This is a genomic window from Companilactobacillus mindensis DSM 14500 (assembly GCF_001434275.1).
Lineage (GTDB): Bacteria > Bacillota > Bacilli > Lactobacillales > Lactobacillaceae > Companilactobacillus > Companilactobacillus mindensis.
The window spans coordinates 1-12,903 of record NZ_AZEZ01000018.1; the positions used below are offsets into that span (position 1 = coordinate 1).

At 39.7% G+C, this 12,903-nt stretch carries 13 protein-coding genes and 2 pseudogenes; 4 read left to right on the forward strand and 11 right to left on the reverse strand.

Annotation, left to right across the window (positions count from 1 at the left end; genetic code table 11):
• Positions 1-111 precede the first annotated feature (111 nt).
• Positions 112-453 carry a hypothetical protein gene (locus FD29_RS02670; RefSeq protein ID WP_027822984.1) on the reverse strand — a complete coding sequence of 114 codons (342 nt, stop codon included), beginning with the start codon at positions 451-453 and terminating at the stop codon, positions 112-114.
• Between the two features lie 531 nt (positions 454-984).
• Between FD29_RS02670 and FD29_RS02675 the strand changes: the two genes are divergently transcribed.
• Together FD29_RS02675 and FD29_RS02680 are read left to right on the forward strand one after the other, a co-directional pair.
• Positions 985-1,980: a glycosyltransferase family 2 protein gene (locus FD29_RS02675; RefSeq protein ID WP_057887444.1), complete on the forward strand. Its 996-nt coding sequence runs from the start codon at positions 985-987 to the stop codon at positions 1,978-1,980.
• Positions 1,980-4,055 carry a hypothetical protein gene (locus tag FD29_RS02680; protein WP_057887445.1) on the forward strand — a complete coding sequence of 692 codons (2,076 nt, stop codon included), beginning with the start codon at positions 1,980-1,982 and terminating at the stop codon, positions 4,053-4,055. Before FD29_RS02675 ends, FD29_RS02680 begins: the two co-directional genes overlap by 1 nt.
• Positions 4,056-4,113: 58 nt before the next feature.
• Here FD29_RS02680 and FD29_RS11785 read toward each other — a convergent pair.
• Positions 4,114-4,353 (reverse strand): annotated as a pseudogene (locus FD29_RS11785) (hypothetical protein); the annotation flags it as partial.
• A 12-nt stretch (positions 4,354-4,365) separates the two neighbouring features.
• Positions 4,366-6,426: a MobQ family relaxase gene (mobQ, locus tag FD29_RS02690; protein ID WP_057887446.1), complete on the reverse strand. Its 2,061-nt coding sequence runs from the start codon at positions 6,424-6,426 to the stop codon at positions 4,366-4,368.
• A gap of 251 nt (positions 6,427-6,677) precedes the next feature.
• Here mobQ and FD29_RS02695 point away from each other — a divergent pair, with 251 nt between their 5' ends.
• Both FD29_RS02695 and FD29_RS02700 read left to right on the forward strand, forming a co-directional pair.
• A complete protein-coding gene (locus tag FD29_RS02695; protein WP_080633844.1) occupies positions 6,678-6,905 on the forward strand; it encodes a hypothetical protein in 228 nt (75 codons plus the stop codon).
• Positions 6,906-6,927: 22 nt separating this feature from the next.
• Positions 6,928-7,206 carry a hypothetical protein gene (locus tag FD29_RS02700; protein ID WP_057887447.1) on the forward strand — a complete coding sequence of 93 codons (279 nt, stop codon included), beginning with the start codon at positions 6,928-6,930 and terminating at the stop codon, positions 7,204-7,206.
• 122 nt (positions 7,207-7,328) lie between these two features.
• On the opposite strand, the gene FD29_RS02705 is transcribed toward FD29_RS02700, so the two are convergent.
• The 8 genes and pseudogenes from FD29_RS02705 to FD29_RS02735 form a co-directional block, all read right to left on the reverse strand.
• Complete coding sequence (locus FD29_RS02705; protein ID WP_057887448.1) at positions 7,329-8,078, reverse strand: Fic family protein; 750 nt, start codon at positions 8,076-8,078, stop codon at positions 7,329-7,331.
• A 50-nt stretch (positions 8,079-8,128) separates the two neighbouring features.
• Positions 8,129-8,326, reverse strand: coding sequence for a hypothetical protein (locus FD29_RS02710; protein ID WP_057887449.1), 198 nt, complete (start codon positions 8,324-8,326; stop codon positions 8,129-8,131).
• Between the two features lie 183 nt (positions 8,327-8,509).
• Positions 8,510-9,586, reverse strand: coding sequence for a replication initiator protein A (locus tag FD29_RS02715; protein WP_057887450.1), 1,077 nt, complete (start codon positions 9,584-9,586; stop codon positions 8,510-8,512).
• A gap of 502 nt (positions 9,587-10,088) precedes the next feature.
• Entirely contained in the window at positions 10,089-10,466 is a 378-nt protein-coding gene (locus tag FD29_RS02720; RefSeq protein WP_040472813.1) for a hypothetical protein, read from the reverse strand.
• A gap of 24 nt (positions 10,467-10,490) precedes the next feature.
• On the reverse strand, positions 10,491-10,730 hold the full coding sequence (locus FD29_RS02725) for a hypothetical protein (protein WP_010011603.1): 240 nt from the start codon (positions 10,728-10,730) through the stop codon (positions 10,491-10,493).
• 71 nt (positions 10,731-10,801) lie between these two features.
• Positions 10,802-11,593 (reverse strand): ParA family protein, encoded by a 792-nt coding sequence (locus FD29_RS02730; RefSeq protein ID WP_057887451.1) that lies wholly within the window; start codon positions 11,591-11,593, stop codon positions 10,802-10,804.
• Positions 11,594-11,751: 158 nt separating this feature from the next.
• Positions 11,752-11,856: pseudogene (locus tag FD29_RS11585) on the reverse strand (recombinase family protein); the annotation flags it as partial.
• A 126-nt stretch (positions 11,857-11,982) separates the two neighbouring features.
• Positions 11,983-12,873, reverse strand: a complete 891-nt coding sequence (locus FD29_RS02735) for an IS3 family transposase (RefSeq protein ID WP_307724436.1) — start codon at positions 12,871-12,873, stop codon at positions 11,983-11,985.
• Between the last annotated feature and the right edge of the window lie 30 nt (positions 12,874-12,903).

Consider the following 12,903-nt stretch of genomic DNA (forward strand, 5'->3'; position numbering starts at 1 on the left):
TTTAGACAGTTCTAATGAACATATCTAACTTAAATAGATTGTGAGACACGAAATGGCCATTAAGGTATACCCTATTGGCCTTTTTTGATCCATTATCAATGGCTTTTTAAATTAGGGCCTAGTACTTTTGGAATGGAAATACTTTCCAACACCAAAAATTCTAGACCCGATAAAATTAGTGATTTCCTGATAATTGAATGGGATATTGGTGGTGTTAATATGAGGAATCATGGTCAATATCTGATTATGATCAATAGGGATCATACCAACGTAGAAGTTGTTTAAATCAATAACGGTCAAAGAATTAGGAACACGCAGTTTAAGCGCTTCTTGGGCTAAAGCTTTCATATTATAGGCATTATTATCAGATATTAAAGTAATATCACTGCCTTCACAAAGGTAGAAATCTGCTGAAGCAACATTACCAAGTAGCTGAAAAGTTGACTTATTCATGATATCTCCATCGAGTTTAACTTTTTATACATGAATGATTCGCCTCTAAGTTTTCAGAACCAACTTTTTTCTAAAATTCCAACAAAACTACTGCATCCATTATAATCAAAAAGCCGTCTAAAAGGCGACCTAATGCTAAAAAATGGTTATTCAGGAGACACTAATTAAAGGAGATTTATAATGTTTCGTTATAAACTAAAAGATGCTACCTATATGCAAACAATATTAAAAATAACAGGTATTTTTATATCATTTTGTATATTGAGTTATTTATTTGTTTAACCCTTATTAACTCGTCGTTTGTAAACTTGAAAGTTCTATCTGTCACGAGATTATTAATGATTAACATCAATGGTACCTTTTAAAACTTATCCCAATGATTTAATATAGTTATATTATAAGCATAAACGTCGACGATAAACGCTAAAATCTAACTATGACGCTTATCGTCGTTAGGGATTAAATAAGGGGTAGGTAGCGGTGATGTATGACGCCGTAATTTACCGGTTTATTATAGGGGGAGTATTAATAATGAAGCTGACAACGCTCACGATTGTGGTGCCATGCTATAACGAGGCTGAAGTTTTACCGACTTCGGCAGCGACACTACGTCGGATACTGCAGAACATGATTGACATTCAGCAGGTGAGTCAGAAGAGTAAGATCTTGTTTGTCAATGATGGTAGTCGTGATAAGACTTGGTCATTGATTCAGCAATTAGAACGCGATAATGCGTTGTTCACTGGCTTAAAATTTAGTCGGAACTTTGGCCATCAGAATGCTTTAATGGCCGGAATGAAGGTTGCGGGGAAGTACTCAGATTGTGTGATTACGATTGATGCTGATTTGCAGGATGACGAGAACTTGATTCCTAAGATGGTTGCTAGCTATCAGGGGGGCAATGAAGTGGTCTTGGGCGTGCGCAATGATCGTTCGAGCGATTCTCATTTTAAACGGTGGACCGCCGAAGCGTTTTACGGCTTAATGGGGAAAATGGGGGTTCAATTGGTCCCAGACCATGCCGATTTCAGACTGCTAGGACGACGCGCAATCGACGTACTAATGGAATATCAAGAAACCAATCTGTTCCTGCGCGGTATTGTACCACAGTTGGGTTTTAATACCGAAAAACTATACTATCAACGCAAACCCCGACTCGCGGGTGAGACTAAGTACCCACTCAAAAAGATGTTGTCATTTGCTTTTGACGGCATTACCTCATTTTCGATTGCACCAGTAAAAGCAATTATGTCGTTGGGAATTTTAGTCATTGGGATTAGCCTCATCATGGTCATTTACGCCATCGTCCGCTTCTTCACCGGCAATGTCATCAGCGGCTGGACGTCGTTAATGATCAGCTTATGGTTTTTAGGTGGCATTCAATTAGTCGGTATCAGTGTGATTGGTGAATATATCGGGAAAATTTATGCGGAGGTCAAACACCGGCCGCGTTATATTATCGAACAAGATGACTATACGCCGACACAACAAACAGCCCAGCTGAATGAAATGGTAGGTGCGTCTTAGTGACTAGAAAGTTATTGATTGGCTTCAACTGGCTAGCAGCTGGTGTTTTAAGTGTCGTTCTGTTGCTGGCTGCTTTAATGCCGACAGACTTCTTCAACAAGGAAGACTGGGCAAAACCAGTCATTCTGATTGTGACGGCGCTGGGCTTCTTGCTGATACTTAATGCGATCAAAAAGGCCTGTCAGAACATTTCGGCGCGCACTTATCGCTACTGGCTATATGGGATTGCCGGATTGATCCTGATTGCGCAAGTGTGGGTGGCGGTCCATTTTATTGATGCGACGCGGGCCGATGTCTACTTTGTGCGTAACCAAGCGATTGCGCTCGCGCAAGGCAGTCATCGCTGGGCGTATTATTTTAAAGTTTATCCTAATAATGTGAATTCTGCGCTGCTGGAAAGTGTGTTCATCAAGCTCTTGTTAGGCATGGGCATCAAGGCACCGTGGATGATCCTGAACTTGTTGCGGTTTGCGTGGATCGATACTGGGCTGTTGTCGGGATTGGTGCTGCTCAAACATTGGCAACACTGGCGCCCAAGTGGGTTATTGTTGATGCTGACTTGGCTGCTGAGTATCCCCGTCTATAGCTACGGCGTGTTTCCATATAATGATGCCCTCGTGATGCCACTGGCGTTAAACGTGGCGGCGTTAGGCTGGTTATTTGTGAACAAGCGTGGCTGGCAACGGTGGCTTGCGGGTGCCGGGACTTGGCTACTGCTTGCAATGGGTTATGTGATGAAGAGCAATCTAGTGGTGCTAATCATCGCGGTCCTGTTAACGGTCGGCCTGATGGTGGTACGCGACAAAACCAGATGGCGACTAGCCGTTGAATGGTTAGTGGGCAGTGTCGTGACATTGGGCCTGATCACGATGTTGATGACGACGGCTGCTAAGCATAACGGCTATGTCAAGAATCCTGAACTAGCCACGCCGGTCACGAGTTGGATCGCCATGAGTTTGAATCCAGATACGCAGGGGCAATATCATGGTGCCGATTTTTATCCGATTCGCAATACGAAGACTCAGGCTGCTAAGAAGAAAATGGCGGCTGAGTCCATCAAATCACGCGTTGAGCAGATGGGACCGCTTGGGTTAGTCGATCATTTTTATCAAAAACTAGGCGTATTTTATAGTCATGGGGACTTTGACGCCATCAATCTGATTGCTCAGTGGCTCAAAGCGCCTTCACGGTATATTCTGCACCAGCGGCACTATAAATTCTGGGCGTTATTGCTGACACAGAGCTGGTATTTGGCCCTGCTGACTGGGAGTATATGGCAACTGTTCACGCAGCGTAAACACTTGATTTCAACGGCGATGCTCAGCTTAGTTTTGCTTGGACTGACAGCCTTTCATGTGCTGATTTGGGAAGTTGAACCGCGCTATGCCTTGCCATTATTACCCATCATTATGTTGCTCGGGTGTGAGGGCTGGAGCACAATGCCAGCGCTAGCCTTGAACTTCAAACGACGATTGGCAATCAGTTGGGTGTTGATGTTGGGCACCTTGGTTGGCATGCTGAATCTGATGCAGATGAGCAAAAAAGTGACTGTGAATCAGATTTCGATTGCGATGCAGGGAAACGGGGCTTATTTCACCCCGAATACGCTGGGCGTTAAAACGCGCGATCACTTCGTTGTTCAACTTCATGGTGAACAAAGCAACCAATTAGTGTTACACACCAAGTCGAAGAATCGCGTGACAATCGTTGTTAAGCACCAAGGCAGCGTCTTGAAACGAGTGACGGGTCAAGCTGAAAAGGTACAACAAATCAATTATCGGGCGGTCCATGCTAAGCAGCTGAACGTCACGATCATTAATCATGGTAAGACGCCAGCACTTTATGGTAGTGGGCTACTGCACTTTTCGAATGACACGGGCGCAATTACCAAGCGACCTCAAATGACCATGCAATGGAATGTTAATCGGGTCTTTAAGCCAAAGAACCCAACGCAAAAAATCAAGTTAACACCCAATAAGTCGATTGCGGCGATGACGGGACTTTTCCTGGTGCTAGTGCTAGTCAGTATCTGGTATCGTCCCGCTGATGAGCTAAATCAACGCAAACGGGTTTAATGCGAATATAGTAATGTCTTGTAAAAGGCTGTCTCGGTATTTTAACCGAGGCGGCCTTTTATGATTGAATCGTGTTTTGGTTTGCTATTCGTCGGCCGGGGTTCACTTCATGTTTGATTTCTGGATGCTGTTCAGCAAAGGATTTCAGTTGCTTCTGTGTTCGCTCACTGATTTCTTGGTGCACATCGTTTAACTGTTTTTTAAATTGTGCTTTCTGTTGTGGACTAGTTGCTTGCTGAACTTGTTGTTGCAAGCCTTGATAGAACTTATTAAGATCCTGGGATGATAGCTTTTTTATTTTACATTTAAATTACAAGTGCATACCACCATCTTCATGCCGGTTTCGAGTTTGGTGTTGCCGTTGCTTTTTCGTCATTTCCCACTCAGTCTCCTTTAAACCTTGCGCCTGTTTTTGCCGTTCGTAATCTTCATCACGGGCATATAGGGCGGTCATGATTGCGTTACTAAAGGCCGTCTTTAAGTAATAGTCTGGACTAACTGGCTTGTAGTTCAGTGGTTGATAATGTCCGATATTTGCTTTTCTGTACTGGTCGTCCTTGGCTTGTTGCCCTTTTAACTGTTTTTGAATTTTCTCGATCTGACTGTTCTTAATCGTCGGATCGGCTTTGCATTCGCCAAAAAAGAGTTGTTTAGTGCCATCATGCTTTAAAACCCGTTGTAAGTGATGATTTTCTAACTGATCTAAGCTAAGCTGTCCCGATAAATAAGCTAGTCCTTGTTGATGTTCTTGGGGACTGAACACCTGTGGTGGATTTGCTTGCCACTGTTCAATCGTTTCGGCCTGACATGGCTTTAAAACAGGATCATAGTACATCACGGCTGTATAGGCTTGTTCCTGTTTAATCATTGGTAATTCATTAAAATTGCCGTTAGGAAAGGCTCTTCTTAAAACTTCCTGGTATTGGGTTTGAATAACTTGCTTAACAGCCATGATTGTTCGCAAATCTTTGACTGCGCGAGTAATCTTTTGCTGTTCGGTTGGTGAATATTTCTCTAGTAACCCTTGATCGACGTGTTCTAGACTTTCTAAGTTATCGTCATGAATCATCAGCGTATATTTCAGTTCGATTTTGACTTCCTTTTCTTGTTGCATTAATAACTTCCAGCCAACGTATGGCCGTTTGGTAAAGGTCAATAATTGTCGGGTCAATAAATCATCACGAATATTCATTAAACGTTCGTTTAATTCACTACCCTTGAAAACTGTTTGTTCGCTATCGGTTTCCTTAATTAATTCTCGTCTTTCAGCTTGCGTGGTCTGTTCAAAATTAAGCTCTGGATAAAGTTTTTTCGTAGTGCGATCGACCACTTTATTTAAGAGTTCATCTGCTTTTTTGAGTGAGCTTTCTTGTTGGTTAATTGTCAATAATTGTTTAGTCACATCTTCACCAACCGCATGTTTAATTAAGGTGCTGTTTTTCCAATTAAATAGCATGCGCCGTTTATCATCTAAGTTCTCCAAACTGATATAAGTTTTCAGTTCATGGCTTAACTCTTTAACTACCCGTTTTTCATTAAACGAGAAGTGTTTACTTAGGCTATCTAAATGACCTCTATTGATTACTTTTTCTTGGTTGTTTTTATAGCCAGCTTTGGACTTACGATAGTTCTTAACTTGTTGGTTAAATTCTTTTCTTTCATGCCGCTTACTATTGATTCCCTCATGTTGAGTTGGTGTATCATCTATTCCCTCCTCGATAAATGATTTTTCGCTGATCCGATCGGGAATATTTTTTTGCTCTAAAACTTGATTTACACTAACCGCCCAATTGTGCCGCCATTGATTGATTTTTTCTTTTTTATCCCAATCAACCAACCAAATTTTTCGGTTTCTCACATTCCCTGCAGGGGTCTTAGTTTTATTACCATGACTATCTAAAATGTATTCGGTTTTTGTTTTCTGTCCCCAAGTACCATCGGGGTTAAATGGGCGATTGGTTAACATCACATGAGCGTGCGGATTATCTGGGTGGTCGCGATGAATTGCCACGTCGGCTGCCATGCCCTCATCAACAAAATTTTCTTGCACATATTTTGTCAGTAATTCTTTCTGTTCGGATTCACTTAATTCTACCGGTAAAGCCACGTTAAACTCTTTGGCATACCGTGAGTTTGATTTACGATCTTTCTTTTCAACTTCATTCCACAACTGCTCTCGATCACTGGCCCATTCTGGTGCATTTTTGGGGGTTAAAATAAAGCTTTCAGGCATAACCGAGCGGGCATAAAAATAGTGGCGACCTTCCTTATCATCAAATAGCTTTTCACCACTTCGATAAGCGGCACTGGCAATCGCACTTCGTCCTTTACCAGCACTAATATTACTAAAGCTCATGTGAAAAATTGCCATGTCGGTCACCACCTTTCTTTGGGTTTATGGGTTTGACTTTGTTGTCGCCATCGGCGACTTCTAATACAGATTTTAATGGGTTTATCACAACGTCATCAAAGATGACGTGTAAGTGCGCATTGACCTCGTTTCACTCGGTCTTCTGATTCTTTTAACTTTAACTTAGTGTATGCCTTCCGCTTCGCTATTTCAACTTTTATACTTTGACTTAACGTTTCTTATATGATATAGTGTCGGTGATTATTTCTAATATGATTGGAGGGATCGTTATGTCTCAAAGTAACTTAGAAAAACAAGAAGCTAAATTAAAAGCCCTTAATCAAAAAATTAAGGACGAAAAAAATAAGATTGAACAACGGCTAGGTAAACAAATCATCAGTCAATCCAATTTAGATTATGCTAATTTGTCTAACGATCAGATTAAGCTTTTAGCCAAGCAATTTTCTGAATTTTTAAAGGTAAAGTCCGTAGATCATTAGCCATACGAGATAGGAAAATTCCATGTCTAATCAATATGAAAAACTAGTCGAGCAGCAAGCGCGTTTAAAACAAAAAATTGAGCGGGAAGATTTTAAATTACGGCAATCTAAATACTACGAAAATCGACAAGCCCGCAAAGCCCGTTCTCGCCGATTAATTCAAAAAGGGGCTTTGCTCGAAAAATACTTTCAAGCTGATAACCTTTCGGTCGAACAAACCGAAGATCTTTTAAAAATATTTGCTAATTATGTTAATGCTCATAAACCGAATAAATTAAAAAACGATCAACCTAATAACTAGGCCGATCGTTTTTATTTTCAGGATTGTTTTTTGGCTTAATTTCTAGATTGTTTTTGGCAAAGTCTTTGAGATGGTTTTGGGTTCTTTTACTAATCTCGTCTTCAACTAGTTTAAGTTCTAATTTATCCGTTTTTTTTTAGTTGCTTGTACATCTGGTTTAATTCATTAGCACTTAATTTTTTGTTTGCTCGAATTTGTAATCCTTGAATACCATTATCATATGTCCACTGTTTAATTTTAGTCATGTCATTAGTCTGATAATAATTGGCAATTAGTTCGTTCCATTGATCCCACTTATCTAATGGGATATTAATTAAACCAGCGCCACCGTCAATCATAATTTTATTGGCACTTAAAGTTGCCGTCCTTTTGTTTCCGTCCCAAAAGATTTGTTGGCGCATATTATGATACATGACAGTCAATGCTTTATCAGTAATCGTCATTCGTGGATCAGCCAAGATTTTTTGTAAAAAGGATTGTTCTTGTTTTTCGTTAATTAAAGGTGGTTCAAAAAAGTCTTCACTACCTAAATCAACTCCTCCTTTCCCTTGCCGTAATTCTCCCGGTACTAAGGCGTCTTCCGCTGCCACAATCTTGTTGATTTGTTTTTCCATGGTTAACGTTAAAGGGGAATTTTGAGCAGTGATATATTGCCACCCACGCTTTAAATTAACAATCGTCAAAACATCTTCAACAGGTACTCCTGCTACGCTCATACCGTCCATAATAGTTTGTGTTTGTGGCAAAGTGGTATTAACGCCTTCAAAACGAGCATTAGTATGCACTAACTTGGTAAAGTTTGCTCGGGCAAACCGTTGGTTTTCTGCAGCTGTGAATTTATACTTGTCCATATATGTTCGAGTTTTAGCCATATTTTGTGCCTTCTTTTTATTTCAGTCACTGATTATTTGACCTGTCCATGTTAAATCACAAAATGCTTTTCGTTGATAATTTGCTCTTGGCGTTTATCTAGGAGGTAAGTGTGTAACGCGTCAAACAGCTTGCGTTTATCAGGATCTGGATTATATGCCGCTTGTTCCCAAATGTCTTGAATATTGACTGCCCAGGGGTCAGCCAACAATTGATCAATTGTTTCGATTTCTTTGCTTGGTTTGATCATTTAAAAGGCTCCCTTCACTTTCACTTAGTTCAGTCATCACCTATTCAACCACTTAAGGCGCCTGTTTTTGCTTCTAAGCGATTTTAAAGCAGTTTTAATATAATTATGCACTGCAACACTTAAAACGGCTCAAATGAGCTAATATGACGTTTAATTCCAAGAACGCTCATTGTCAGTGTTCTGTTATTCGGGGTGTTTAGCCGCATATTTTCTAACCGCTTTTTTATTCCACCAAATCCCAAATAGGTTTTGCATGGTGCCGTATAAGTAGTTCTCCACGTTCTTGATATGCTTCTCATTGCTTCTTAGGGCGTTAAAGTAGCGTCTTAAGGCTTTAGTCATCAAAGGTTTTAGTTCTTCGTCGTCAAGCGGGATTATGACGCCAATATCTTGATGATCCTTTTCAACTCGGTATTTAGCATTTAAGATAATGCCAATAAAACGATGCATTTGTTGCGGAGTTCGGCACCAGAAGCTAAGTAATTGCACGGCTTCTGGTTCTAAGAAAACCGGTAAGCCACTGTCTTCATCAGTTAAGAAGTCATTAGCATGGTTCACCAAATCCCGGTTTTGCTTTTGAATTTCTGCTGGTGAGAAATTGGCTGTGGAAAAGTCCAACTTTTGAGTATCTATATTGTATCTGTTTTTGTCTCTTTCTTTAGGTTCTCTATATAGATTAAGTCCATTTTTTGAACTTCCGCTCGTAGCAAGGGTTTGAGAGCTGTTGTCAACGAACTTATGCGGAAGTTCATTTTTTGAACTTCCGCTCGTAGCAAGGGTTTCAACGGTCTTCCGCGGAAGTTCATTTTTTGAACTTCCGCTCGTAGCAAGGGTTTGAGAGCTTTTTTGACCAAATTCGCCGCGTAAATAGACATCGGTTGCTTTCACATCGAGCTTGGACAGATATAAGCGATTCGGTTCATTTTTCTTAGTTTTCGGGTTAAAGCCCATTTGTTTCTGAACGAGTAATCCGATTGATTCCAGCTCTGCTTTTATTTTGATGACTTTTCCCTTTGAACAATTGAACAAGTCCATTAGTTCTTGATTGGTAAAGATAAAGTAGACGTGTCCTTCACTATCAACCCAGTTATTGCGCAAAGAATACTCTAATCGGTCTTTTAGTACCATATAGGCTAATTTAGCGTCATTGCTTAAATGCTTGTATTGCTCGCCATACATTAATACCTTAGGGAACTGGAAAAATAAGGCTCCATATACGTTATCTGCTTCATAGTAATTAAAATTTGTTGATTTTGTCATAATAAAAACTCCCTTTCTTGACTGACACACGCTGTCTCAAAAGAGAGTTGCTAAAACATTCGACTTGCATTACAATACAAATCTGATATGCTCTAACTGAATTACAAAGCCTCACGGCTAAATGAATGCTTTGTAATTTACCAGCATATGTCTGTTTGTGAGTTGCCCAGTCGGCAACTTTTTTAAGTTCTAACAACAAAAAATGGACTAAATAGCTCTGGTTAGCTACTTAGTCCATTGACTTTAATTTGTTTTTAACTATCCTTAACTTGTCCTTGTGGACTGGTTTGCGGTATAATTAACCTACAAATTAAGAACAATGTTCAGTCGATTTTAACTTGGCGGTGAAAATCGACTGAATCTAAGTAGCTGCCTTATAGCTACTTGCTAAACCCAAAATCCCTGATTCCTCGTGAATCGGGGATTTTTCTGTTTAGCTTGATCTCTTTATTCGGTTGTTAAATTAATCTCAGTTTAGCATAGCGCTTACTAAGCGGCAACTTTATTTGGTCTTATATACTTTGCCAGCTTTTGGTTGAAACCAGTAAGCGATAGAAGATACCAGTAAATATTCAAAAAGTAAAAATGCTTCGGGGTGTTTAAGCAAATTTCCATCAAAAACACTGAAAATCATGAGCATAAGCAACCCGCAAAAATACGTGATAAACAGGGACATTATTTGAAAAATTCTTACGACAATACGACGGTTACCACTGATTCTTTCAAATAATAGCTGTAACCAATACTGCATTGGAAATAACCACTGTCGAATAAAAAAGCGGTCATCTACCAGGTGCTTTTTTGCAATTCCAATGGCTGGGATTATCCAAAAGACAATAAGGCTGGCAAACAAAAATATAACACTTATTGAAATTCCCATAACAACTCCCCCCTTAAAGTGACATCACATATTTTTTATAAGCTCATTTAAAAATTTGGAGGCAGACTTAAAATTATGTTCTTTGGCCAGACCGTCAAGTCTTTTGCGTGCGCTAGGTTGAAGTGAAAAGGTATAGTTCTTAGTACGTTCCTCTTCATCTTTAAAAACAGGAATAACAAGTTTATCTTTAGTATCAGTTGGCTGTTCTGTTTCATTTTTTTGTAGTGCCTTTTTTATGTTTTTGTTCTCTGGATCGAATGCCATAGGTAGTCCTCCTTTATAATTAACATGCACACGTATTGAGTATACATGTGATTGATACGTGTACGAAATATTTATAATTTTTCCGTGATTTCATTAAATGTTTTGTCCATACTGTTGAAAAATTCATGTTGATCAATATATGTTTTGTGGTCCTCAGCCATTTTTGAAAGAGATTTTTTATCCAACGTTGAACGATTGAATAGCTCCTTTTCTGGAACTGTAGCCAATACACTAGGATCGCCTTTTAAGGCTTTTAATAACTCGCGAGATGATCTTGTGTTGTGTTTAATCATGTTGGCGATAAAAAATAATTTGGTCGTGACATAAGATTTTCTAGTAGAGTAATCAATGGCTTCTTTGCGTAACTCGTTAATTCTTTCTTCTAGGTTAAATTTTGCATTATACCCATGTTCACTGGGCGTGATTGGACTAAGAATAGCATTACTGATGATGACTGCATTTTTGGTAGCAGTAGAAAAATCTGGGTGGCAATCTAAAATAATATACTCAAATTTTCCTAAATTTAAACGTTCATAATTATCTGACAACCACATGTAGAGGAACATGTTTTTGTTAGTCTTATTTTCAATGGTACGCTCAATATCGTCAAGGTGCATATCTCCGGCAATTATACTAATATAAGCACTTATTTCATGTATTTTGACTTTCCCTCGATCTAAGAAAATGTTGCCAACGGTGTCTTGATTGTCGTAAATGTTGTAAGTCTGGGTTAAATTACTTTGGTGGTCTAAGTCAATAAATAAAACATGCTTGCCATTTTTTGCTAACCACTCACCATAATTAAAAGCTAGGGTAGTTTTACCAACGCCGCCTTTTATAGCTGAAAATGTGATAATTTCCATTAGTACTCCTCCTCATATATACTAAGTATGCTTAATGAATATCGTTATAAACATAATAACACATAATAACTATATGTACAATTAATACATATAGTATGTATTAATAAATACCTTGTAGAGACTAGCTAAGTTCATTATCTTTTAACACTAAATTGCTTTCAGTATCTTATAAAGGTTGCCCGCTTAATACCAGTGTTTCGGGTCACATCGACGTTATACACTCCTGTTTGTATTGCTACAAGCAGGGGATCGTCTTGAGGCTTACAGTGGATTGAAGTCAATATTTGAGACAGATTTTAAGAGACATTCAGAACCGCGTTTACCTTCCACAGCTCAAATAAATCATTAATCGCGATTAATAACTTATTTGAACCCTGGAAAGCATTAAGTCAGGCGGCCATTTGGTTCGTAAGTGTTGCAATTTCAACTTGTAAGAGGGTCTGGTAGCCCAGTGAACTATGAATTCTCTTCCTATTGTAGAAAGCATGCACATATTCAAAAAGGACGGCAGCGGCAGTTTCATAATCTTCAAAGACCGGCACTGGATAAACACATTCCTTTTTGAGGGAAGCGTGAAAGGATTCCATTGGCGCATTATCATACGGACAACCCTTACGGCTGTATGAGTGGCGGATATGTAGTTCAGTTAAACGTTGATTGTAATCATCGCTGGTATACTGTGATCCTAAATCCGTATGGATAATCAGGTCCCCAGTAATGGTTCGATTTTTAACCGCGCTTTCAAGGGTCTTTAAGACTAAATCAGTAGCCATCTTTTTTGAGAACGAATAGCCGATAATCCGTCGTGAGTGCAGGTCCATGATGGTTGATAAGTAACGCCAGCCATTACGCTTCGTTTGAATATAGGTCATATCAGCGGTCCATTTTTGATTTAAACCAGTGGTCGAGAAATCTTGCTTAAGCAAGTTGGGACGCTGTTCAACCTTGGTTTTGGAAGCCGAAGCTGCTTTCCACTTATTGACGGTAACGGAGTGGATATCCAGTTCCTTCATGAGCCGGGAAATCCGTCGTGGACTGCACCGAAGCTGCAGTGGTTGAAGTTCCAGATTCAATTCATGGTGGATCTTCATAACACCGTATCGCTGCTTAAATTCCGCAAAGATCCGCAGAATTCGTTGTTTCAAGTCCGCATCTTCGGCCCGGCGTTTTGAAGGTTTGGGGGATCGATAACGATAATACTGAGCTCTGGAAACACCGAGGATTCGGCACATCTTGGTTACCTGGTGGTGATGGCTTTCTTGGTGAATGTAATCAAAAATATTGGTTACTTCTGCGCAAGGAAGCCCAGG